Genomic DNA, 21,669 nt, shown 5'->3' with positions numbered 1-21,669 from the left:
GTGCTATCGTTGCGGCATCATTTTGTTGCGATCGTAGAGAATTCTTGCATGAAGTTGGCTGTCTGGGCGACAGGGCGCGTCGTTGGCTGCAAACAAGTGCTGCTTGCCGGCCTCCTCTGTTTGTTGACGGGCGTTGCCTGTGCTGAGTCGGAAACTATCGTGAGCAAAGCCGACCAACGTGCCAGGTCGGTCACTCAGGTGGTGCTCGGGATCCTCAGTTATGCCCGATGGCCTGTTGAGCCCCAACAACTGCGCCTGTGCGTGGTCGGCCCCACTGAATACACCGACGACCTGGTCAAAGGCACCACACAAGCCACGGGTCGACCGGTTACTGTACGACGGTTGCTGGCCGATAATCCGGTCATCGCCAGTGAATGCGATGCGGTGTACATCGGCAAGCTGACCGGCGATGAACGCAGTCGGCTATTCGCCTCGTTGACGGGACGCCCGGTGGTGAGCATCAGCGAAGGCGGCGATCAATGCACTGTCGGCAGTCTGTTCTGTCTGCGGGTCGGTGATGAGCAGGTGTCCTTCGAGGTCAACCTCGACTCGGTCGCCCGCAGCGGTGTGCGCATTCATCCCAGTGTGCTGCAACTGTCGCGCCGCAAGCCGGCGGCGCCATGAATCTATTCAAACCTCGCATACGTCCGACCCTGGGATCGGTTATCGGCCGTGGGCATTTGATCGTCGCCCTGGTGGGCGTGGCCATGGCCAGTGTTTCATTGACCCTGCTGGGTGTTCTGGCTTTGCGGGTCTATGCCGATCACAACCTGAATCTGATTGCCCGTTCGATCAACTACACCGTGGAAGCCGCGGTGGTGTTCAACGACAAGGCCGCCGCCACCGAAGCGCTGGCATTGATCGCGTCCACTGAAGAAGTGGCTGATGCACAAGTGATGGACGAGCAAGGCGAGTTGCTCGCACGTTGGCAACGACCGGAAACGGGGTGGCTTTCCGATCTTGAAATGCAGATCGCCCGAACGATTCTGGAAAAACCCATCAGCATGCCGATCACTCATCAAGGTCGGGAAATCGGCAGCATCTTGCTCATCGGTCACGGCGGCAGCCTGATGCGCTTTTTGCTCAGCGGTCTGGTGGGAATCGTCTTGTGTACCGCTGTCAGTGCCTGGGTAGCGCTTTATCTGGCGCGTCGGCAATTGCGAGGAATCACCGGCCCGTTGCGCAGCCTGGCTGCCGTGGCTCACGCCGCCCGTAGCGAGCGTGCCTTCGACCGACGCGTACCGCCCGCCGACATTGCCGAACTCGACAACCTGGGCAACGACTTCAATGCTTTGCTCGACGAGCTCGAGTCCTGGCAGACCCATCTGCAAAGCGAAAACGAAACCCTGGCCCACCAGGCCAGCCATGACAGCCTTACCGGGTTGCCGAATCGGGCGTTTTTCGAAGGCCGCCTGATGCGCGCCTTGCGCAATGCGGGCAAGCTGGATGAGGGAGTGGCCGTACTGTTTCTCGACAGCGACCGGTTCAAGGAGATCAATGACAACTTCGGTCACGCTGCCGGTGATGCGGTGCTGATCGCCGTGGCGACCCGGGTTCGTGCGCAGTTGCGTGAAGAGGATCTGGTTGCGCGTCTGGGCGGCGATGAGTTTGCCGTGCTGTTGACGCCGCTGCACAAGATAGAAGACGCCGAACGGATTGCCGACAAAATCATTGCCAGTATGGACGCGCCAATCCTGTTGCCGGGCGGTACCCAGGTGTTGACTTCACTCAGCATCGGCATCGCCGTGTACCCGGATCATGGGCTTACGCCCGGTGCGCTGCTCAATGCTGCAGATACCGCGATGTATCAGGCCAAACGCCTTTCCCGAGGCGCTCACCACACGGCAGGGTCGGAGCACTCTGTCGTCCATCTTCAAACCAGGAGCTAATTTTTGTGTTCACATTCACTCAGCGATCTCTGCGATTTTTTACGATTAGCTTATTCATGACCTTGCTGGCATTGACCGGTTGCCAGACGACACCGCAGAAAGGACTGACCCCGGCGCAGATCGCTGTACTCAAGCAGCAAGGTTTCGAGATGACGGATGAGGGCTGGGCCTTCGGCCTGTCCGGCAAAGTGCTGTTCGGTAGCGATGTCGAACACCTCAACCCTGCCAGTACCCAGATCGTCGAACGCATTGGCAAGGCGTTGTTGGGCGTGGGAATCGAGCGGGTGAGGATTGACGGCCATACCGATGCCTCGGGCGAGGAATCCTATAACGAACAACTTTCCCTGCGTCGCGCGAAAAGCGTTGAAGCGGTATTGGCCGCTGTCGGCATGAAAGAACAAAACATCCAGCTACGCGGCCTGGGCAGCAGCAAGCCCGTCGCCTCCAACGCCACCGCGGCCGGGCGCACCGAGAACCGCCGGGTGTCGATCGTGGTGAGTGCCGATTAATCGGCGAACACCATCTCCCGACTTTCCCCCATCAACAGCGCATGATTCTGCTCGGTGACGGTACGGATGTAATCCCACAACAAGGTAATCCGCTTGAGCTTGCGCAGGTCCTCCCGGCAGTACATCCAGAACTGCCGGGTGATGGTGATCTCTTGCGGTAACACCGGCAGCAACCGCGGGTCCTGAGCCGCCAAAAAGCACGGCAGAATCGCCAGTGACCGTCCTTGCTGCGCCGCCACGAACTGCGCGATCACACTGGTGCTGCGCAGATTGGCACTGGCACCGGGCAGCACATTCGCCAGGTACAGCAGCTCCGAGCTGAACGCCAGATCGTCCACATAACTGATGAATTGATGCTTGCTCAAATCTGCCGGGCGGCGGATCGGTGGGTGCTTGTCCAAATAATCCTGGGTCGCGTACAGCTGCAATCGATAGTCACAGAGTTTGCAGCAGACATAAGGGCCGTGTTCCGGCCGCTCCAGCGCAATGACGATGTCTGCCTCGCGCTTGGACAGGCTGATGAAGTGCGGCAGCGGCAGGATGTCCACCGAGATCGCCGGGTAGGCGTCGACGAAATGGCTCAGCTGCGGGGTGATGAAAAAGCTGCCGAACCCTTCGGTACAGCCCATGCGCACGTGCCCGGACAACGCGACGCCTGAGCCCGAGACCTGCTCGCAAGCCATGTGCAGAGTGCTTTCGATCGATTCGGCGTAACCCAGCAGGCGCTGGCCTTCAGCGGTCAGGACGAAGCCGCTGGTGCGGGACTTCTCGAACAACAGCGTACCCAACGAGGCCTCCAGCGAACTGATGCGTCGCGACACGGTGGTGTAGTCCACCGCCAAACGCTTGGCCGCAGTGCTGGCCTTGCGAGTACGGGCAACTTCAAGGAAAAACTTGAGGTCATCCCAGTTCAACGAGCCTAAAGATGTGATGTTTTTTTGCATGATGGACCGGCTTTTATGTGCGTTCTTATTAGAAGTTTGCACATCTATACTCCAAAAACAGTCCGACAACCAAATCGCGACACACGCCTCATCTCAAGGCGACTTTCTCGCCTTGGCTCCCAAGATAGCTCTCTAAATAAGAACAACGTCCCGGAGACCCGACATGAACGCATCGCTAGAAACCACCGTACAAAAGGTCAAGTTATTGATCGATGGCGAGTGGGTCGAATCCCAGACCACCGAATGGCACGACATCGTCAATCCGGCGACCCAGCAAGTGCTGGCCAAAGTCCCCTTTGCGACCGCTGCTGAAGTCGATGCCGCCATCAGCGCCGCTCATCGCGCCTTTCAGACCTGGAAGCTGACGCCAGTCGGCGCGCGGATGCGCATCATGCTCAAGCTTCAGGCGCTGATTCGCGAGCACTCCAAGCGTATTGCCGTAGTGCTCAGCAATGAGCAGGGTAAAACCATCGCCGACGCTGAGGGCGATATCTTCCGTGGCCTGGAAGTGGTCGAGCACGCCTGCTCCATTGGCAGCCTGCAAATGGGCGAGTTCGCCGAGAACGTCGCAGGCGGTGTTGACACCTACACCCTGCGTCAGCCGATCGGCGTCTGCGCCGGCATTACCCCGTTCAACTTCCCGGCGATGATTCCGCTGTGGATGTTCCCGATGGCCATCGCCTGCGGCAACACCTTCGTGCTCAAGCCTTCCGAGCAGGATCCGATGTCGACCATGCTGTTGGTGGAGCTGGCGATTGAAGCCGGCATTCCGCCGGGTGTGCTCAACGTCGTTCATGGTGGCAAGGATGTGGTCGATGCGCTTTGCACCCATAAGGACATCAAGGCTGTTTCGTTCGTCGGTTCGACCGCGGTCGGCACGCATGTCTACGAGCTGGCCGGTAAACACGGCAAGCGCGTGCAATCGATGATGGGGGCCAAGAACCACGCCGTTGTGCTGCCCGATGCCAACCGCGAGCAAGCGCTCAATGCACTGGTCGGCGCCGGTTTCGGTGCGGCCGGGCAACGCTGCATGGCCACCTCGGTGGTGGTGCTGGTGGGCGCGGCCAAACAATGGCTGCCGGATCTCAAGGCGCTGGCGCAGAAACTCAAGGTCAATGCCGGCAGCGAGCCAGGCACCGATGTTGGTCCGGTGATTTCCAAGCGGGCCAAGGCACGGATTCTCGAGCTGATCGAAAGCGGGATCAAGGAAGGCGCCAAGCTGGAGCTGGACGGTCGCGACATCACTGTTCCGGGCTACGAACAGGGCAACTTTGTCGGCCCGACCCTGTTCTCTGGCGTAACCCCTGAGATGCAGATCTACACCCAGGAAATCTTTGGCCCGGTGCTGGTGGTGCTGGAGGTCGATACCCTCGATGAGGCCATCGCCTTGGTCAACGCCAACCCGTTCGGCAACGGCACGGGTCTGTTCACCCAGAGCGGTGCGGCGGCGCGTAAATTCCAGTCGGAAATCGACGTTGGCCAGGTCGGCATCAACATCCCGATCCCGGTGCCGGTACCGTTCTTCAGCTTCACCGGTTCCCGTGGTTCGAAGCTCGGCGACCTCGGTCCGTATGGCAAGCAAGTGGTGCAGTTCTACACTCAAACCAAGACCGTCACTGCACGTTGGTTCGATGACGACAGCATCAACCACGGTGTGAACACCACCATCCACTTGCGCTAAGGAGCCGGACATGAAAATCGCTTTTATCGGTCTCGGCAACATGGGCGCGCCGATGGCGCGCAACCTGATCAAGGCCGGCCATTCGCTGAACCTGTTTGACCTCAATCAAACCGTGCTGGCCGAACTGGCTCAACTCGGCGGCACCATCAGCACTTCACCGAAGGCAGCGTCGAAAGACGCGCAACTGGTGATCACCATGTTGCCGGCAGCGGCCCATGTGCGCAGTGTCTGGCTGGGTGAAGACGGTGTGCTGGCGGGAATCGCCAAAGGCGTGCCAGCGGTGGATTGCAGCACCATCGATCCGCAGACGGCGCGAGATGTTGCCGCGGCGGCCGCAAAGCAGGACGTGGCCATGGCCGATGCCCCGGTTTCCGGTGGCACTGGCGGTGCAGCGGCCGGGACGCTGACCTTCATGGTCGGCGCCACGCCTGAACTGTTCGCCACTCTGCAACCGGTGCTGGCGCAGATGGGCCGCAACATCGTCCACTGCGGCGAAGTCGGCACCGGGCAAATCGCCAAGATCTGCAACAACCTGCTGCTGGGGATTTCCATGGTTGGTGTCAGCGAAGCCATGGCGCTGGGCAGCGCCCTGGGTATCGACACAACCGTGCTGGCGGGCGTCATCAACAGTTCAACCGGGCGTTGCTGGAGTTCGGAGATGTACAACCCGTGGCCGGGCATCGTCGAAACAGCGCCGGCCTCGCGCGGTTATACCGGCGGTTTCGGTGCTGAACTGATGCTCAAGGATCTGGGGCTGGCCACTGAGGCGGCACGTCAGGCGCACCAACCGGTCGTGCTCGGCGCGGTGGCCCAGCAGTTGTATCAGGCGATGAGCCTGCGTGGGGAAGGGGGCAAGGACTTCTCGGCGATCATCAACAGCTATCGCAAACCCCAATAAGCGTTTGTGGCGAGGGAGCAAGCTCCCTCGCCACAGGATTCATGCATGCCTTTTTACCGAGAGACCACGTCGGGTGGTCTCTCGGTTTTTTGCATCAGGCAAACACGAAATACTTGCGCACGGTTTCAACCACTTCCCATGTGCCTTTCATCCCCGGTTCGATGACGAAGATATCACCGGCGCGCAGGTGGATCGGCGCCATGCCTTCCGGGGTGATGATGCAGTAGCCTTCCTGGAAGTGGCAGTATTCCCACTTCACGTATTCCACATACCACTTGCCCGGCGTGCAGATCCAGGTGCCCATGATCTTGCTGCCATCTTCGCTGGTGTACGCGTTGAGGTTGACGGTGTGCGGATCGCCTTCGAGCTTTTCCCATTTGCAGGCGTCGAGTACGGGCAACGGGTGAGTGTCGCGAAGAACGGTAATCGGTGCGGTCATGTGGACTCCGGGCCTTGGAATATAGAAAGTGGTACTGAAGAACTGAAGTCGCACCCTATAGCGCCCATGCTCCGCTCAGTTGTCTGTATTCGACATCGAGCTGTCCAGAAACGCGCAAACGCTCAAAGATTTTCCGGCGGGCAAAAACCTGCCCCTCAGGGCAGAGTCAAGGCGCTCAGCAAGGCCTGGGCATAACGGGGCAACACGGTGAAGTCCCGGGCGCACAGCAACAGTTTGCGGCGAGCCCACGGCTCTTCCAGTACGACGCTTTTGAACGGCGTTTCAGCCGGCCAGCGTTCGACCGCCGCCAAGGGCACGATCGCCAGCCCGGCACCCCGGGCGACCATGCGCATCACGCCCTCGAAACCATCGGCGCGGATGCGGACCTGCATCCGCAAGCCGCTGTGCAGGGCCTGTTCTTCCAGGTAAACGGCCAAGGCGCTGTTGGCGTTCAGGCCGACGTAATCGTGGTGCAAGGTGGCGCTGAAGCTGAATGGTCCGGTGTCGGCCAAGGGATGATCACGCGGCAGGATCAGCACCAGCGGATCGTCGCGGAAATAGCGGGTTTGCAGGCCGTCGGTATCCACGGCGTCGGACACGATCCCCAGGTCTGCTGCGCCCTGGCGCAAGGCGTGGGTGATGCGTGTGCTGGGCAGCTCCTGCAGGTCGATGTCGAGGTTCGGATGGTCGCGCAGAAAGTCCGCCAGCAACTCCGGCAGGTACTCGGTGATCGCAGTGGTATTGCACAGCAACCGCACCTGGCCTTTGACGCCTTTGGCGTATTCGACCAGCTCCTGCTGCATGCGCTCGGCCTGTTGCAACAGGACTCGGGCGTGCTGCGCCAGTGCCTTGCCGGCCGGAGTGGGGCTGACACCGCGGCGACCTCGCTCCAGAAACTCGATGCCCAGTGACGCTTCCATCGCGCGGATTCGTGCACTCGCCGCCGCCAGCGACAAATGGCTGCGGGCGGCACCGGCGGTGATGTTGCCGGTGTCGAGGATGTTCAGGTAGAGGCGCAGGTCGGTGAGGTCGAAGTGCATACAGAATCCCGGATCGTTTTTAGCCTCTACCGATTCAAGAGGCAGCCTCAGTATATGGCAGATTTTCAAGGCACCCTTCAGGGCCCACGATAGCCCCATGAATACACTTGCCGCGTTCTATCAACATCTGGGCTTGGCCCTGTCCTTATTGATTGTCGCCACTTTCCTGCTGGCTGGGATGATCAAAGGTGTGATCGGCCTTGGTCTGCCGACCATTGCCATGGGCCTGCTCGGCCTGGCTATGGCACCGTCGCAGGCTGCGGCGTTGTTGATCATTCCCGCGACGCTGACCAACGTCTGGCAACTGGCCTTCGGCGGTCATTTGCGCGGGTTGCTCAACCGGTTATGGCCGATGCTGCTGGCGATTTTCATCGGCACTGGTGCTGGCACAGTGTGGATCGGCATGGCCGGTGGACATTGGGTGGTACGGGGGCTGGGGGCGGCGCTGTTGATCTACGCCTTGAGCGGGTTGTTCCTGCCGACCTTGCGCGTCGGCGGTCGCACCGAGCGTTGGCTCGGTCCGCTCTGCGGTGTGCTGACGGGCGTCATCACCTCGGCCACCGGTGTCTTCGTGATTCCGGCGGTGCCTTATCTGCAAGCACTGGGCTTGAACAAGGATGAACTGGTGCAGGCGCTGGGCCTGTCGTTCACTGTCTCGACTCTCGCGTTGGCCGCCGGCCTGTTATGGCGCGGCGCCCTCGGCGGTGGCGAGTTGAGCGCGTCGCTGCTGGCGCTGATCCCGGCGGTGCTCGGCATGTTGCTGGGGCAATGGCTGCGCCAGCGGATCAGCGCCGTGTTGTTCAAGCGCGTGTTCTTCATCGGCCTCGGCGTGCTCGGCGGCCACTTGCTGATCAGCGGCTAGCGGACGATGTGCTGAGCATCTCGATCGGGCGGATATCGAAATCCTGCTCCAGATATTCCATGCGCATGTCGAGGAACTGCTTCATATGGGGCAGGTTCGAGTGCACGTCCAGATGGGCCTGGGATTGCCAGATCTCGTAGAAGATAAACAGCGTCGGGTCCTGCTTGTCGCGCAGCATGTGGTACTCGATGCAACCGGGTTCGGCGCGACTCGGTTCGACATAGGCACGGAAGAACGCTTCGAAGGCCTCGGCTTTTTCCGGGCGGGTCTTGGCGTGCAGGATGAAGCCTTGCAGTTCGCTCATCAGAATCTCCTAAACATTCAGAATCGGCGCAAGTTTATGGCAACAATCGCTTGTTGATTCGTGCGTATAGGTCAAATGAATTTTGCGGATGGAGCGCTTATTCCGCGCGAGGCTGATCGTTAGGCTGCCGCCATCGATTCCAACCTTGCGAGATTTCTCATGAAAAAAGTCCTGTTGCTCAATGGCGGCAAAAAATTTGCCCACTCCGATGGTCGCTACAACACGACGCTGCACGAAGCAGCGTTGAGCGTGCTGGATCGCGGTGGTGTGGATGTGAAAACCACGTTCATCGACGAGGGCTACGACGTCGCCGAGGAAGTCGCCAAATTCCTCTGGGCCGATGTGGTCATTTATCAGATGCCCGGCTGGTGGATGGGCGCGCCCTGGACGGTCAAGAAGTACGTCGATGAAGTCTTCACTGCAGGCCACGGCAGCCTCTACGCCAGCGACGGCCGCACGCGCTCCGACGCGTCGCAGAAGTACGGCAGCGGCGGCTTGTTGCACGGTAAAAAGTACATGCTGTCGGTGACCTGGAACGCCCCGCAGCAAGCCTTCGACGACTCGACCGACTTCTTCGAAGCCAAGGGCGTGGACGCGGTGTATCTGCCGTTCCACAAGGCCAATACCTTCCTCGGCATGACCGGTCTGCCGACCTTTTTGTGCGTCGATGTGATGAAGCGCCCGAATATCGAAGCGGATGTGGCGCGTTATGAGCAGCACTTGACCGAGGTGTTTGGCCTTAAGGCATGACGCTCGGCTACTATCGATATCTGAAGCAGTGCAGGACTATCGATAAGGGACACACGTGAAAGCCAGATCCGATGAGTTGCAGATTTTCGTCTGCGTGATTGAGTGCGGGTCGATTTCGGCTGCGGCTGAGCAAGTCGGGCAAACGCCGTCGGCGGTCAGCCGCACGCTGTCGCGGCTGGAGGCCAAGCTCGATACCACGCTGATCAATCGCACCACGCGGCGCATGGACCTGACCGAAGAGGGCAAATATTTCTTCGAGCACGCCAAGCTGATTCTCGATCAGATGGACGAGCTCGAAGAGCGTCTGTCCTCTCGCCAGCAAACCCCGTCCGGGCGACTGCGGATCAACGCCGCGTCGCCGTTCATGCTGCACGCCATCGTGCCGTACATCGATGAGTTCCGCCGTCTCTACCCGGACATCCAGCTCGAACTCAACAGCAACGATTTGATCATCGACCTGCTCGAACAAAGCACCGACATCGCCATCCGCATCGGCACGCTGGCCGACTCGACCCTGCACGCGCGCTCCCTGGGTTGCAGCCCGCTGCACATCGTCGCAAGCACAGCGTACCTGGAACAACACGGCGTACCGAGCGCTGTCGAGGATTTGAGCGAGCACACGCTGCTGGGTTTTACCCATAACGAAGGTCTCAACCAATGGCCACTGCGCTATGTCCATGGTGACCGCTGGCCGATTCAAGCGTCGATCAGTGCGTCGAGTGGCGAGACGATCAGGCACCTGGCGCTGGCCGGTCAAGGCATTGCCTGCCTGTCGCACTTCATGACCATCGACGACATCCGCGCCGGTCGCTTGCAGGTGCTGCTGGCGGAGTTCAACAGCGGTTATCGCCAACCCATCAACGCGGTGTACTACCGCAACTCGCAACTGGCCCTACGGATCCAGTGCTTTCTGGACTTCATCCAGGGCAAATTGGCGGCTTATGCGATTGCCGATTTCAGGGGCTGATTCGCAGACCGCGTGATCGTTCATTGCGAGCAGGCCACCCATTCACTGGCCCGCCCGCCGTCAATTCCGTAACATCCGCGTCCCTCTTTTCCCGCCTGTATTTTTAGGTAAGCCATGAAGCCCAAACGTCTGCGCGCCGATGTCCTGGCCGGACTCACCACCTCTTTCGCCCTGCTCCCCGAATGTATCGCTTTCGCGCTGGTGGCCCACCTCAATCCATTGATGGGGCTTTACGGCGCTTTCATCATCTGCACCCTGACTGCGCTCTTCGGCGGACGGCCGGGGATGGTGTCTGGTGCCGCTGGCTCGATGGCGGTGGTGATCGTCGCGCTGGTGGTGCAGCACGGTGTCCAGTACTTGCTGGCGACGGTGTTGCTGGGCGGGCTGATCATGTTGGCGTTTGGTCTGTTGAGGCTGGGCAAGCTGGTGCGCATGGTGCCGCATCCGGTGATGCTCGGCTTCGTCAACGGTCTGGCGATTGTCATTGCGCTGGCCCAGTTGGAGCACTTCAAGAGCGGTGAGGCCTGGTTGAGTGGGGCGCCGCTGTACATGATGATCGGGCTGGTGGCGCTGACGATGGCCATCGTTTACCTGATGCCGCGCCTGACGCGTGCCGTGCCGCCGGCGCTGGTGGCGATTCTGGGCGTTGGGCTGGCGGTTTACCTGCTCGGCCTGCCGACCCGTACCCTGGGCGACATGGCGCACATTGCCGGTGGCTTGCCGGGTTTTGCGCTGCCAGACATCCCCTGGAGCCCGGAAACCCTGCGCATCATCGTCCCTTACGCGATATTGATGGCGGTGGTCGGCTTGCTGGAAACCCTACTGACCCTGAACCTCACCGACGAGATCACCGAGAGCCGCGGCTATCCGGATCGCGAGTGCGTGGCCTTGGGCGCTGCCAACATGGTTTCTGGTGTGTTCGGCGGCATGGGTGGCTGCGCGATGATCGGGCAAACCGTGATCAACCTCAGCTCCGGCGGTCGCGGTCGGCTGTCCGGTGCGGTGGCCGGGGGGATGATCCTGCTGTTTGTGCTGTTCCTTTCGCCGCTGATCGAGCGCATTCCGCTGGCCGCATTGGTTGGGGTGATGTTCGTGGTGTCGCAGCAGACGTTCGCCTGGGCTTCATTGCGGGTACTGAACAAGGTGCCGCTGAACGATGTCTTGGTGATCATCGCGGTCACGGTGATTACCGTGTTCACCGATCTGGCCATCGCTGTGTTGTGCGGGATCATCATTGCGGCGCTCAACTTTGCCTGGCAACACGCTCGCGAGCTGTATGCCGACAGTCACGTTGAAGCCGACGGCAGCAAGCTCTACCTCCTGCACGGCACGTTGTTCTTCGCCTCGACGACGCCTTTTCTCAACCAGTTCGATCCCGCCAATGATCCGTCTGTGGTCACTGTCGACTGTCGCCACTTGAGCTTCGTTGATTACTCGGCCATCGCCGCGTTGAAGACATTGCGCGAGCGCTACACCAAGGCTGGCAAGCAGCTACGCGTGCTGCACTTGTCCGATCGCTGCAAGAAACTGCTCAAACGCGCCAGCGAGCATCACGACTGAAATCGATGAGTGATGATCGTTCCCACGCTCTGCGTGGGAATGCCTCACCGGACGCTCTGCGTCTGCTTCGGCATGTGACGCGGAGCGTCACGGGCTGCGTTCCCACGCAGAGCGTGGGAACGATCCGTGTCTGTGATGAAAATCCCTCTATCTGATTTTCATAATCCGCGACCTTCCATACCTCTGCACGACATCCCTTACCCCTCCACGAAAATTACTTTCACTTCGTTTGAAAGTAGCCCGTCGAAATGATTTATGAGTTTCACAACCCATTCGACGTGACCCTTTCGAGGAGTACCGCATGACGCTTTCCTTCGGCTATTGGCTGTTGGTTTACGCCGCCATCGCCATCATTGCGCTGATCGTTCTGATCGCCCGTTACCGGATCAATCCCTTCATTGTGATCACCCTGGTGTCCATCGGCCTGGCGCTGTTGGCAGGGATGCCGCCGTCGGGTGTGGTGGGGGCGTATGAGGCCGGGGTTGGCAAGACGTTGGGGCACATTGCGCTGGTGGTGGCGCTGGGCACGATGCTCGGCAAGATGATGGCCGAGTCCGGCGGTGCGGAGCAGGTGGCGCGCACCTTGATCGACCGTTTCGGCGAGAAAAATGCCCACTGGGCGATGGTGTGTATCGCCTTTCTTGTAGGGCTGCCGCTGTTCTTCGAGGTCGGTTTTGTCTTGCTGGTGCCGATCGCGTTTACCGTGGCGCGGCGGGTGGGCGTGTCCATTCTGATGGTCGGTTTGCCGATGGTTGCGGGGCTTTCGGTGGTCCACGCGCTGGTACCGCCGCACCCGGCGGCGATGCTGGCGGTGCAGGTCTATCAGGCGTCGGTGGGGCAGACCTTGCTCTACGCGATTCTGATCGGTATTCCGACCGCGATTATCGCCGGTCCCCTGTACGCCAAATTCATCGTGCCGCGCATTCAACTGCCGGCCGATAACCCCCTGGAACGCCAGTTCCTGGAGCGTGAACCGCGCGATAGCCTGCCGGGTTTTGGTGTCACCATGGCCACGATTCTGTTGCCGGTAGTGCTGATGTTGATCGGCGGCTGGGCCAACCTGATCTCCACGCCGGGTAGCGGTTTCAATCAGTTCCTGCTGTTCATCGGCAACTCGGTGATCGCCTTGCTGCTGGCGACCTTGCTGAGTTTCTGGACCCTCGGCCTGGCCCAGGGCTTCAATCGCGAGTCGATCCTCAAGTTCACCAATGAATGCCTGGCGCCGACCGCCAGCATCACCTTGCTGGTCGGTGCCGGTGGTGGCTTGAACCGAATTCTGGTGGACGCTGGCGTCACCAATCAGATCGTCAGCCTGGCCGATGAATTCCAGTTGTCGCCGCTGTTGATGGGTTGGCTGTTCGCCGCGTTGATGCGCATCGCCACTGGTTCTGCCACCGTGGCCATGACCACCGCGTCAGGGATTGTCGCGCCGGTGGCCGTTGGTCTGGGTTATCCCCACCCGGAGCTGTTGGTGCTGGCGACGGGGGCGGGGTCGGTTATCTTTTCCCACGTCAACGACGGCGGCTTCTGGTTGATCAAGGAATACTTCAACATGACCGTCACCCAGACCTTCAAGACCTGGACAGTGCTCGAGACGCTGATCTCGGTGGTCGCCTTCGGCCTGACCGTTGGCCTTTCTCACCTGCTTTAGTCGGAGCCATCCGCCATGGACATCCTCTATCAGATCCGCGCTCGTCAGGAATCCTTCAGCGCCGGCGAAGGACGTATCGCTCGGCTGATGCTCGACGATGTAGGATTTGCCGCATCCGCCAGCCTCGATGAGCTGGCGCAGCGGGCGGAAGTCAGCACTGCCACGCTGTCGCGATTCGCCCGTACAGTCGGTTGCCGCGACCTGCGGGATTTGCGCCTGCAACTGGCCCAGGCCAGTGGCGTCGGTAGCCGCTTTCTGGACCCGGCGGGCACGCCCGAACAGTCGGCGTTCTACGGGCAGATCGTCGGCGATATCGAGTCGACTTTGCGCCAGCACCTGGCAGCGTTCGATGAGTCGCGCTTCGCCGATGCGGTGAAACTGTTGGGCAAGGCACGGATGATTCACGCCTTCGGCATGGGCGGCTGCTCGACCCTGTGCAGCGATGAACTGCAAGTGCGCCTGGTGCGCCTCGGCTACCCGATTGCGGTGTGTCACGACCCGGTGATGATGCGCGTCACCGCCGCCAGCCTTGGCGCCGAACACGCGGTCATCGCCTGCTCGCTGACCGGCATCACGCCCGAACTGCTCGAAGCGGTGGAGCTGGCGCGCAGCTACGGCGCACGAATTCTCGCCATCACCCGCGCCGACTCGCCGCTGGCGCAATTGGCCGATGTGCTGTTGCCGCTGCAAAGCGCCGAGACTTCCTTCATCTACAAACCCACGGCGGCGCGCTACGGCATGTTGTTGGCCATCGATGTGCTCGCCACCGAGCTGGCGCTGGCCAGTCCTGAAGACAATCAAGAACGTCTGCGGCGGATCAAACTGGCCCTGGACGACTACCGCGGCGGCGACGATCACTTGCCGCTGGGAGACTGACATGATGTACGACACGCTGATCCGCAATGCGCTGATTATCGATGGCAGCAACACCCCCGGTTACCCCGCTGACGTGGCGATTCTGAATGGCCGCATCGAGCGAATCGGCGATTTGCACGACGCTCGCGCCATCGAAGAAATCGAGGCCGCTGGCCGAGTGTTGGCGCCGGGTTTCATCGATGTGCATACCCACGACGATACGGTGGTGATTCGCCAGCCGCAGATGCTGCCCAAACTCAGCCAGGGTGTGACCACGGTGATTGTCGGCAACTGCGGGATCAGCGCGTCGCCGGTGAGTTTGCGCGATGATCCGCCGGACCCGATGAACCTGCTCGGTACCGCCGCGGCGTTTGTTTATCCGCGCTTCAGCGACTATCGCGCCGCCGTCGAAGCGGCCAATACCACGCTGAACGTGGCTGCGCTGGTGGGGCACACCGCGTTGCGCAGCAATCACCTGGACGATCTGTATCGCACCGCGACCGACGCTGAAATCAGCGCGATGCGCGAGCAACTGCGCGATAGCCTTGAGGCCGGTGCCTTGGGTTTATCCACAGGCTTGGCCTACGCCAGCGCCTTCTCGGCATCCACTGATGAGGTGATGCAGTTGACCGAAGAGTTGACGGCATTCGGCGCGGTCTACACCACCCATTTACGCAGTGAGTTCGAACCGGTGCTGGAGGCCATGGACGAGGCGTTCCGCATCGGACGCCACGCACAGTCGCCGGTGATCATTTCCCACCTCAAATGTGCCGGCGCCGGTAACTGGGGGCGTAGTCCGCAATTGCTGGCGTCCCTCGAACACGCCGCGAAAACCCACCCGGTGGCTTGCGATTGTTATCCCTACGCGGCGAGTTCTTCGACGCTGGACCTCAAGCAAGTCACCGACGCCCATCGCATCACCATCACCTGGTCCACGCCGCACCCGGAAATGGGGGGGCGGGATCTGATGGACATTGCTGCCGAGTGGGGCACTGCGCTGCTCGAAGCCGCCCGCCGACTGCAACCGGCGGGGGCGGTGTATTACGGCATGGACGAGGCCGATGTACGAAGCATCCTCGCGCATCCGCTGTCGATGATCGGCTCCGACGGTTTGCCGGAAGACCCGTTTCCGCATCCACGCTTGTGGGGCGCATTCCCACGAGTGCTCGGACATTTCAGTCGCGACGTCGGCCTGTTTCCGCTGCACACCGCCGTGCACAAGATGACCGGGTTGTCGGCGGCACGCTTTGGCTTGAAGGAACGTGGCGAGATTCGTGAAGGGTATTGGGCGGATCTGGTGTTGTTCGATCCGGCGACGATTCGCGATGTGGCCGACTTCAACGATCCGCAACGGGCGGCGCAAGGGATTGATGGGGTATGGATCAATGGTGCCTTGAGTTATCGCGACGGGCAGGCGAACGGCAGAAGGGAAGGGCGATTTCTGGCGCGGGAGGGGGATTTGCGTAGAGGGTTTCATTGATCGCGCCTTCGTAGAAGCTGCCGAAGGTTCGGGCCGCGTTCGGACGATCTTTTGATCCAGGTCTCATGGTGGCACATTGCAGTTAAAGAAAGCCGTCACCAAGCCGAAGCGCTGACATCCAGCCCAGCCACACTGGGCTCATTCAGTCAGGGAGTTACCCCATGAGTTTCGGCAAAACCACCCCGATCCTGCGGATTTTCGATGAAACCAAGGCTTTGGAGTTCTACGTCGAGTTTCTGGGGTTCAAGATTGATTGGCAGCACCGCTTCGAGGCGAACCTCCCGCTGTACCTGCAAATCTCCCGTGGCGAGTGCGTGCTGCACCTCTCCGAACATCATGGCGACGCGACACCGGGCTCGGCCCTGCGCATCGAGACCGATGAACTGGAGGCGTTTCAGCAGCAATTGCTGGCCAAGGAATATTCTTTCGCTCGGCCACAGATCCAAGCCATGCCATGGGGTAGCCAGGACATGACCGTGGCCGACCCGTTTGGCAATCGGTTGGTGTTTACCAATGCGATTAGTGTCTAAGCGTTAGATAGCCTTCGCGGGCAAGCCTCGCTCCACAGATTGGTCTAAAAAACTGGAGCGCTACAGGCTTGCCCGCGAAGGCGATTGATCATTCACCACAAAGTGTATGTCACACCCGGAAGTGACTCACCATCATCTGCAACTGATTGCCCAACCGCGCCAGTTCAACACTGGACGCAGCGGTTTCGTCGCTGGCGGTGGCGGTCTGTTCGGACACGTCGCGTACGTTGATGATGCTGCGGCTGATCTCTTCGGCCACGGCGCTTTGTTGCTCGGCGGCGGCAGCGATCTGCTGGTTCATTGACTGAATGTTGGACACCGTGCGGGTGATGTTTTCCAGTGATACGCCGGCCTTGCGAGTCAGCGCCACGCTGCTGTCGGTCAGGGTACGGCTGTTGTTCATCACCGCCGCCACTTGTTGAGTGCCGTTCTGCAAGCCGGCCACCAGGCCTTCGATTTCCTCGGTGGATTTTTGCGTGCGCTGGGCCAGGCCACGAACTTCGTCAGCCACCACCGCAAAACCACGACCAGCCTCACCGGCACGGGCCGCTTCGATGGCAGCGTTGAGGGCCAGCAGGTTGGTCTGTTCGGCCACGGCTTTGATCACATCCATGACGCTGCCGATTTTGTCGCTTTCCTGCTGCAGTACGCTCATCGCTTCAGTGGAGCGCACCACTTCGCTGGCCAGGCGCTCGATCTGGGCGATGGCTTCGTTGACCACTTTGTCACCTTCGCGAGCTTCACCGTCAGCGGCGGCTGCGGCCTGAGAGGCTTCTTCGGCGTTGCGCGCGACTTCCTGCACGGTGGCCGTCATTTCGTGCATGGCGGTGGCGACCTGATCGGTTTCCACTTTCTGGCTGTTCACACCGGCGCTGGTCTGTTCGGTCACGGCCGACAGCTCTTCGGCGGCGCTGGCGATCTGGGTGACGCCATCGCGGATGCCGCTGATCAAGTCCCGCAGGGTCACGCCCATGCGCGCAATGCCTTGCTGCAACACGCCGAGTTCGTCGCGGCGGGTGACCTTGATGTCCTGAGACAAGTCACCACCGGCGATACGCTCGACCACTTTAAGGGTATCGCGCAACGGACCGGTGATCTGACGGGTGATGACCACGGCGGCGATGATGCCCACCAGCAACGCCAGCAAGGTGCTGATCAATTGCAGTGTGCGGGCCTGGGCGCTTTCGGCATCACGGCGGTCGAGCTGGAATTGATACAGCTTATCGCTCAGGGTCACGATGGCGGCGCCCTGATCGGTCATTTCCTTACGCGCCTGCACCGCATCGGTGTTGGCGGCTTTATAGGCTTGCAAGGCACTGCGGTAGTTGCTCAGGGCGGTTTCCAACTGACGCAGCGCATCTTGTTGGGTCTCGGCGAAATGCGCGTTCAGCGACTTCAGGCTGGCGATGGCCGCATCCAGTTGGGAAACGGCTTTCTGCTCGGTCTCGGCATTGGTGTTGGCGGTGTAGCCGCGCACTTCATAGCGGGCAAGAATGAACGCTTCCTTGGCGGCAGTGATGGCCAGGAACTGTTCGAAGCGCTGATCGCTCAAGGGCATTTGCTGTACGCGGATGTTGATTGCGTCGATCAGCTTGCTGGCGGTTTCGGCGTTGGCGCCCATGGCGTCGCGGGCGCTGTTGCCGGCGCGGTAGGCGCTGCGCATTTTGTTCAGCGACGTCTGATAAGCGGCGATGGTCGCGGCCTGCTCTTTGAGCATTTTGACGTTTTCAGGGTTTTTGAAGCTGCCCAGCAGGGCGGTTTGCTGAGCAACAAAACTGTCCAGGGTGGTTTGCACATTCTGTGCGGCGGTTTCGTCGCCGTTGGTCAGCATGTATTGCAGGCGAACCACGCGCAGCTTGGTCAGGCCGGCATTGAGCTGAGTGATGTCGCTCATCCAGTTGCTGCGGTCAATCAACCCGCCCAGGCTGGTCCAGCCGGTCAGGGCGAGGATGCAGGTCAGTGCCAGGACCAGGCCGAATCCCAGGCCCAGTTTCAGGTTCACGCTGATGTTGCCGAACCAGCTATTCATCAAATTCCTCCAGGAACGTTGCGCTTTCGATCGTCGGTTGGCTGGAAGATTTTTGTTTTTGGGAGCCAGCAAGGTGTGTAGCAGGTATGTATCGGCCGCAATCCCGGGAGCTGAAAGGATTTTGTCGGATGGATTCTGTAACAAGATTTTTACGCAGTTCTTAAGCTTTTTTTCACATGGGTTTCACCAGCAGCCAACGCGAGACTCGCTACCCTTGCGGTTTTGTATGATTGTGATGCATGCCGGCGAGGCGGCTGAACGTGGAATTGAGACTGAGTCTGTTCGGGATAAAACGCTCGATCGATCTGAGCCGTTTGGCCCGTTATCGAAACGCAATGGTCATCGTGGCCTCACTGCTGCTGGTGATTCCGCTGACCGTGTGGCTGTTGCGACCTGCGGCTGTGCCCGATCTGTCCCATGGCAATGTGGCGGGTGCCCGTGCGCTGGCTGCGGGGTGGGCCAAGGGCGACATGATCGTGCTGGTGCGTCACGTTGAGCGTTGCGATCACTCCACCGCCCCCTGTCTGATTGGCAATGATGGCATTACAGATCGCTCGCGCAGTGTGGCAGTGGGGGTCGGTGCACAGTTTGAACATCTGGGCCTGAACAAGGCCGATATCTACAACAGTCCGGTCATCCGTGCGGCACAGACCTCCAGTTATATGTTCAACAAGGTCGGCGTCGGCGAAGACTGGCTGATCAACTGCCGGGGCAGCATGTTACGTGATGCCCTGGCGCACAAAGTGGCCGGGCGCAACCTGATTCTGGTGACCCACAGTGAGTGCATGGCGGAACTCGAAAAAGAGCTCAAGCTGCCGACTGCTACTCTAGGCTACGGCGCTTCTCTGTTTATCTCCGCTGAAAAACCTCAGGAACCTCGTATGCTTGGTTCCATCGAAGCCTCTGACTGGCATTCGGTGACCACCGAATGAGCTTCTTCTTCATCCCTCTGGATCTGGACGTACGATGCTGACTTCTTCCCGTTACCGCTTTTACTGGGTGAACTTTGGTATTCCGCTGGCCTGCGCGGTCGCGGTGTTCCTGATGTTTGACATGACCAAAATCGACATCGCTTTCAGCGATCTTTTTTATGACCCGGTTACCCAGGTGTTTCCGTTGGAGCATGTCCGTCTGTTCGAGCAGATCACCCATAAATGGGCGCGGATCATCCCGAACTGGACCGGTGAGATTGCGATCATCGGCGCCGTGCTGTCATTTCTCTGGCCGCGACTGAAGGTTGAAAAACATTCGAAGATCATCGCCTTCCTGGAAAAAATCAAAGTCGCGCCTGTGCTTCGGTTCGCCAGTAAACACCGCCGGGACTTCCTGTATGTGGTGTTCGCGTTTTCCATCAGCACCGGCGTTATCCACTACCTCAAGAGCCACACCAGTGTGTATTGCCCGGTTGAAACCACTCAGTACGCCGGGAAAATCGAGCACAAGGAGTGGTACCAGAATTTTGACCTGCTGAAAGAGGCCGGTGACGGTCGCTGCTGGCCGGGTGGGCATGCGTCGGGCGGCTTCACCATGCTCGCACTGTACTTCGTGGCTCGCCGCTACCGCTGGCGGTACGCTAAAGCGATGATGTACGGCTCGCTGCTGCTCGGTTTCGTCTATGGCACGACACGAGTCCTGCAAGGCTGGCACTACATGTCCCACACCTTCTGGTCCGGGATCTTCGTGTGGCTGACGTGTTTGCTGACGGCATTGGCGTTCTATGGGCGGGCGCGGCTGGAACTGCCGTTGCTGCAGAAGGCTGCGGTACCCGTCGCTGAGCCGTTTACAGGGTCACAAAGTAGTAAGCCTGACGCCCCACCTTCATTGTCTTGATCACCTTCAAGGGCGCGGCGGGTTCATTTACGCCAGACATGAGTGCCACATTAGCCGGTGAGGCGCTCAGAAACTCATGCAATTGCGCCTCGGTATCCAGGCCTTTGAGTACGCGCCGGGTGTAGAACACACTGGCGCCGCCCACCCGCTCGTTGGCCTGAAACAACGCGACCTGCTGCCCGCTGGCCTGAAATGCCTGAATCTGTTCGGTCAGCGGCAGGAAGGACAGTTTGCGATCAGCGTGAGGCAATGCCCATTGAGCCGCAGCGACGTAGCTGCCGATCACCACGGCCAGTACGCCAACACCTACACCACGACGATGCCGGACAATCAGCCCCGGCAAGGTCGACGCACCGGAGTAGGCTTGAAGCCGCTCGAACAGCACGCTCGCATATTCCGCGGCAATCACCGCCGCCGCCGGCGTTATGGACATCATGTACACCGTGCGTTTGCTCGACGCCAGGGTCAGCATGACGAACTGCGCCAGCAGCCACACCGTGAAAAACAACAGGTAACGATTGGCCATCAGGCTTTTGCGAAAGTGCCACAGCCCCAGGTACACCAGAATGTTCCAGGGCGCGAAGGCCTCCGGCAGCTTGGTCAGGTAGTAGTAGAACGGCTCGTAATGGCCGGCCTCGACGAAGGAGCCGCTGAAGCGCCCGACGCTATTGGTCAGCAACACTTCCCCCACGGCATGCACACCATCGCGCTGATACAGCACCGCGAGCCAGATCATCAGCGGCACCAATCCCAACAGTGTCAACAGGCCGGGGCGCAGCCAGTCCGAGGGCTTCAGGCGCTTGTCCATCAAGGTTTCGGTCAGCAGATACGCGAAGATCACCACCCCCGGCATCGCCAGCCCCAGTACGCCTTTGCTCAAGGTCGCGATGGCGATCCCTGATGCAAAAAGCAGGGCGTTGCCGACAGTCGAATACCGTGTCCCCTGAAAAAATGCCAGCAGCGCCATGCTCACGCCGAAGGCCAGCAACGCGTCTTCGCCGACGCTGCGCGTGTTGCTCCAGTAACTGGCCATGGTCGCCAGCAAAATCCCCGCCGTCCAGGCAATGACCTTGGGCCGGTCGAACCGCCGCAGCATCGCATACAGCAACATCACGCTGAACAACCCGGCAAACGCCGACGCGAGCCGCACCGCCCACGGCGTACCGCCGAATGCGCGAATCGCCCCGGCGTCGAGCCACAAGCTCAAGGGCGGTTTCTCAAGAAATGGCTCGCCGAACAAATGCGGGGTCACCCAGTCGTTATCCAGGTGCATCTCCATGGCAATTCCGGCGACCCGGGCCTCCGTGGAACCTTGTAATTGGTGATTGCTTAGGGCGAAGAAAAACAGCAGAGCGGCGAGTAGAAACAGTGAAGAGACGGGGCGTGACATGAGTTTCTGGCTAACCGAGCAGGGGACCGGGAACCCCAAGCATACGAGTTGAATGCTTAAC

Annotated in this window: 21 protein-coding genes and 1 pseudogene; 15 read left to right on the top strand and 7 right to left on the bottom strand. The window is 60.2% G+C overall.

Annotation, left to right across the window (positions count from 1 at the left end; genetic code table 11):
• Nucleotides 1-48: 48 nt before the first annotated feature.
• From yfiR to yfiB, 3 genes are read left to right on the top strand one after another with little or no spacing between them, the layout of a single operon-like run.
• A complete protein-coding gene (gene yfiR, locus ACEN8R_RS20725; protein ID WP_018929415.1) occupies nucleotides 49-624 on the top strand; it encodes a regulatory sequestration protein YfiR in 576 nt (191 codons plus the stop codon).
• Nucleotides 621-1,889, top strand: coding sequence for a diguanylate cyclase DgcN/YfiN (gene dgcN / locus ACEN8R_RS20720; RefSeq protein ID WP_495624323.1), 1,269 nt, complete (start codon nucleotides 621-623; stop codon nucleotides 1,887-1,889). Before yfiR ends, dgcN begins: the two co-directional genes overlap by 4 nt.
• A 5-nt stretch (nucleotides 1,890-1,894) precedes the next feature.
• A complete protein-coding gene (yfiB, locus tag ACEN8R_RS20715) occupies nucleotides 1,895-2,398 on the top strand; it encodes an outer membrane lipoprotein YfiB (protein ID WP_026286667.1) in 504 nt (167 codons plus the stop codon).
• Here the strand turns inward: yfiB and ACEN8R_RS20710 are convergent.
• Nucleotides 2,395-3,342, bottom strand: a complete 948-nt coding sequence (locus tag ACEN8R_RS20710; RefSeq protein ID WP_258672309.1) for a LysR family transcriptional regulator — start codon at nucleotides 3,340-3,342, stop codon at nucleotides 2,395-2,397. The genes yfiB and ACEN8R_RS20710 overlap by 4 nt on opposite strands.
• 163 nt (nucleotides 3,343-3,505) lie before the next feature.
• Here ACEN8R_RS20710 and ACEN8R_RS20705 point away from each other — a divergent pair, with 163 nt between their 5' ends.
• Both ACEN8R_RS20705 and mmsB read left to right on the top strand, forming a co-directional pair.
• A complete protein-coding gene (locus tag ACEN8R_RS20705; RefSeq protein WP_018929419.1) occupies nucleotides 3,506-5,023 on the top strand; it encodes a CoA-acylating methylmalonate-semialdehyde dehydrogenase in 1,518 nt (505 codons plus the stop codon).
• A 10-nt stretch (nucleotides 5,024-5,033) separates the two neighbouring features.
• A complete protein-coding gene (gene mmsB, locus ACEN8R_RS20700; protein ID WP_495624322.1) occupies nucleotides 5,034-5,921 on the top strand; it encodes a 3-hydroxyisobutyrate dehydrogenase in 888 nt (295 codons plus the stop codon).
• A 94-nt stretch (nucleotides 5,922-6,015) separates the two neighbouring features.
• Here mmsB and ACEN8R_RS20695 read toward each other — a convergent pair whose 3' ends face one another.
• The gene (locus tag ACEN8R_RS20695) at nucleotides 6,016-6,360 is read right to left on the bottom strand and encodes a cupin domain-containing protein (RefSeq protein ID WP_007900627.1); all 345 of its coding nucleotides are present in this window, start codon (nucleotides 6,358-6,360) and stop codon (nucleotides 6,016-6,018) included.
• A 155-nt stretch (nucleotides 6,361-6,515) separates the two neighbouring features.
• Nucleotides 6,516-7,400: a LysR substrate-binding domain-containing protein gene (locus tag ACEN8R_RS20690; RefSeq protein WP_495624321.1), complete on the bottom strand. Its 885-nt coding sequence runs from the start codon at nucleotides 7,398-7,400 to the stop codon at nucleotides 6,516-6,518.
• 97 nt (nucleotides 7,401-7,497) lie between these two features.
• Between ACEN8R_RS20690 and ACEN8R_RS20685 the strand changes: the two genes are divergently transcribed.
• Nucleotides 7,498-8,262, top strand: coding sequence for a sulfite exporter TauE/SafE family protein (locus tag ACEN8R_RS20685; protein ID WP_018929422.1), 765 nt, complete (start codon nucleotides 7,498-7,500; stop codon nucleotides 8,260-8,262).
• On the opposite strand, the gene ACEN8R_RS20680 is transcribed toward ACEN8R_RS20685, so the two are convergent.
• Nucleotides 8,252-8,566 (bottom strand): putative quinol monooxygenase, encoded by a 315-nt coding sequence (locus ACEN8R_RS20680; protein WP_018929423.1) that lies wholly within the window; start codon nucleotides 8,564-8,566, stop codon nucleotides 8,252-8,254. The two genes, ACEN8R_RS20685 and ACEN8R_RS20680, sit on opposite strands and share 11 nt — an antisense overlap.
• Before the next feature lie 159 nt (nucleotides 8,567-8,725).
• Here ACEN8R_RS20680 and mdaB point away from each other — a divergent pair, with 159 nt between their 5' ends.
• The 7 genes from mdaB (at nucleotide 8,726) to ACEN8R_RS20645 (ending at nucleotide 16,359) form a co-directional block, all read left to right on the top strand.
• Nucleotides 8,726-9,316 carry an NADPH:quinone oxidoreductase MdaB gene (gene mdaB / locus ACEN8R_RS20675; protein WP_495624320.1) on the top strand — a complete coding sequence of 197 codons (591 nt, stop codon included), beginning with the start codon at nucleotides 8,726-8,728 and terminating at the stop codon, nucleotides 9,314-9,316.
• Nucleotides 9,317-9,371: 55 nt separating this feature from the next.
• Nucleotides 9,372-10,283 carry a LysR family transcriptional regulator gene (locus ACEN8R_RS20670; RefSeq protein WP_018929425.1) on the top strand — a complete coding sequence of 304 codons (912 nt, stop codon included), beginning with the start codon at nucleotides 9,372-9,374 and terminating at the stop codon, nucleotides 10,281-10,283.
• 114 nt (nucleotides 10,284-10,397) lie between these two features.
• Nucleotides 10,398-11,843, top strand: a complete 1,446-nt coding sequence (locus ACEN8R_RS20665) for a SulP family inorganic anion transporter (RefSeq protein ID WP_086946398.1) — start codon at nucleotides 10,398-10,400, stop codon at nucleotides 11,841-11,843.
• Nucleotides 11,844-12,144: 301 nt separating this feature from the next.
• The gene (locus ACEN8R_RS20660) at nucleotides 12,145-13,494 is read left to right on the top strand and encodes a GntT/GntP/DsdX family permease (RefSeq protein WP_064616102.1); all 1,350 of its coding nucleotides are present in this window, start codon (nucleotides 12,145-12,147) and stop codon (nucleotides 13,492-13,494) included.
• A gap of 15 nt (nucleotides 13,495-13,509) precedes the next feature.
• On the top strand, nucleotides 13,510-14,370 hold the full coding sequence (locus ACEN8R_RS20655) for a MurR/RpiR family transcriptional regulator (RefSeq protein ID WP_019582627.1): 861 nt from the start codon (nucleotides 13,510-13,512) through the stop codon (nucleotides 14,368-14,370).
• A gap of 1 nt (nucleotide 14,371) precedes the next feature.
• Nucleotides 14,372-15,829, top strand: a complete 1,458-nt coding sequence (locus tag ACEN8R_RS20650; protein WP_495624319.1) for an N-acyl-D-amino-acid deacylase family protein — start codon at nucleotides 14,372-14,374, stop codon at nucleotides 15,827-15,829.
• Between the two features lie 161 nt (nucleotides 15,830-15,990).
• The gene (locus ACEN8R_RS20645) at nucleotides 15,991-16,359 is read left to right on the top strand and encodes a glyoxalase superfamily protein (protein WP_349747082.1); all 369 of its coding nucleotides are present in this window, start codon (nucleotides 15,991-15,993) and stop codon (nucleotides 16,357-16,359) included.
• Between the two features lie 109 nt (nucleotides 16,360-16,468).
• Here the strand turns inward: ACEN8R_RS20645 and ACEN8R_RS20640 are convergent, their stop codons facing one another.
• On the bottom strand, nucleotides 16,469-17,173 hold the full coding sequence (locus ACEN8R_RS20640; RefSeq protein WP_404942391.1) for a methyl-accepting chemotaxis protein: 705 nt from the start codon (nucleotides 17,171-17,173) through the stop codon (nucleotides 16,469-16,471).
• Nucleotides 17,174-17,374: 201 nt separating this feature from the next.
• Nucleotides 17,375-18,253 (bottom strand): annotated as a pseudogene (locus tag ACEN8R_RS20635) (methyl-accepting chemotaxis protein); the annotation flags it as partial.
• Nucleotides 18,254-18,648: 395 nt separating this feature from the next.
• Here ACEN8R_RS20635 and pmrG point away from each other — a divergent pair.
• Together pmrG and ACEN8R_RS20625 are read left to right on the top strand one after the other, a co-directional pair.
• Nucleotides 18,649-19,320 carry a lipopolysaccharide core heptose(II)-phosphate phosphatase PmrG gene (pmrG, locus tag ACEN8R_RS20630; protein ID WP_495624318.1) on the top strand — a complete coding sequence of 224 codons (672 nt, stop codon included), beginning with the start codon at nucleotides 18,649-18,651 and terminating at the stop codon, nucleotides 19,318-19,320.
• A gap of 34 nt (nucleotides 19,321-19,354) precedes the next feature.
• Entirely contained in the window at nucleotides 19,355-20,218 is an 864-nt protein-coding gene (locus ACEN8R_RS20625; RefSeq protein WP_495624317.1) for a phosphatase PAP2 family protein, read from the top strand.
• Here the strand turns inward: ACEN8R_RS20625 and ACEN8R_RS20620 are convergent.
• A complete protein-coding gene (locus tag ACEN8R_RS20620; protein ID WP_495624316.1) occupies nucleotides 20,169-21,608 on the bottom strand; it encodes an ArnT family glycosyltransferase in 1,440 nt (479 codons plus the stop codon). The two genes, ACEN8R_RS20625 and ACEN8R_RS20620, sit on opposite strands and share 50 nt — an antisense overlap.
• Nucleotides 21,609-21,669 lie beyond the last annotated feature (61 nt).

The sequence above is a fragment of the Pseudomonas sp. Pseusp15 genome, from assembly GCF_059492165.1.
This window is presented reverse-complemented; position numbering and strand designations above follow the sequence as displayed.

What these genes read in the sequence shown, in the direction of transcription:
- mmsB (WP_495624322.1), top strand. Translation starts at nt 5,034, where the DNA reads ATGAAAATCGCTTTTATCGGTCTCGGCAACATGGGCGCGCCGATGGCG.
- ACEN8R_RS20665 (WP_086946398.1), top strand. Translation starts at nt 10,398, where the DNA reads ATGAAGCCCAAACGTCTGCGCGCCGATGTCCTGGCCGGACTCACCACC.
- ACEN8R_RS20620 (WP_495624316.1), bottom strand. Translation starts at nt 21,608, where the DNA reads ATGTCACGCCCCGTCTCTTCACTGTTTCTACTCGCCGCTCTGCTGTTT.
- ACEN8R_RS20640 (WP_404942391.1), bottom strand. Translation starts at nt 17,173, where the DNA reads ATGACGGCCACCGTGCAGGAAGTCGCGCGCAACGCCGAAGAAGCCTCT.
- ACEN8R_RS20650 (WP_495624319.1), top strand. Translation starts at nt 14,372, where the DNA reads ATGATGTACGACACGCTGATCCGCAATGCGCTGATTATCGATGGCAGC.
- ACEN8R_RS20705 (WP_018929419.1), top strand. Translation starts at nt 3,506, where the DNA reads ATGAACGCATCGCTAGAAACCACCGTACAAAAGGTCAAGTTATTGATC.
- ACEN8R_RS20660 (WP_064616102.1), top strand. Translation starts at nt 12,145, where the DNA reads ATGACGCTTTCCTTCGGCTATTGGCTGTTGGTTTACGCCGCCATCGCC.
- ACEN8R_RS20690 (WP_495624321.1), bottom strand. Translation starts at nt 7,400, where the DNA reads ATGCACTTCGACCTCACCGACCTGCGCCTCTACCTGAACATCCTCGAC.
- dgcN (WP_495624323.1), top strand. Translation starts at nt 621, where the DNA reads ATGAATCTATTCAAACCTCGCATACGTCCGACCCTGGGATCGGTTATC.
- ACEN8R_RS20645 (WP_349747082.1), top strand. Translation starts at nt 15,991, where the DNA reads ATGAGTTTCGGCAAAACCACCCCGATCCTGCGGATTTTCGATGAAACC.
- ACEN8R_RS20695 (WP_007900627.1), bottom strand. Translation starts at nt 6,360, where the DNA reads ATGACCGCACCGATTACCGTTCTTCGCGACACTCACCCGTTGCCCGTA.
- yfiR (WP_018929415.1), top strand. Translation starts at nt 49, where the DNA reads ATGAAGTTGGCTGTCTGGGCGACAGGGCGCGTCGTTGGCTGCAAACAA.
- ACEN8R_RS20625 (WP_495624317.1), top strand. Translation starts at nt 19,355, where the DNA reads ATGCTGACTTCTTCCCGTTACCGCTTTTACTGGGTGAACTTTGGTATT.
- ACEN8R_RS20710 (WP_258672309.1), bottom strand. Translation starts at nt 3,342, where the DNA reads ATGCAAAAAAACATCACATCTTTAGGCTCGTTGAACTGGGATGACCTC.
- ACEN8R_RS20655 (WP_019582627.1), top strand. Translation starts at nt 13,510, where the DNA reads ATGGACATCCTCTATCAGATCCGCGCTCGTCAGGAATCCTTCAGCGCC.
- ACEN8R_RS20685 (WP_018929422.1), top strand. Translation starts at nt 7,498, where the DNA reads ATGAATACACTTGCCGCGTTCTATCAACATCTGGGCTTGGCCCTGTCC.
- mdaB (WP_495624320.1), top strand. Translation starts at nt 8,726, where the DNA reads ATGAAAAAAGTCCTGTTGCTCAATGGCGGCAAAAAATTTGCCCACTCC.
- ACEN8R_RS20680 (WP_018929423.1), bottom strand. Translation starts at nt 8,566, where the DNA reads ATGAGCGAACTGCAAGGCTTCATCCTGCACGCCAAGACCCGCCCGGAA.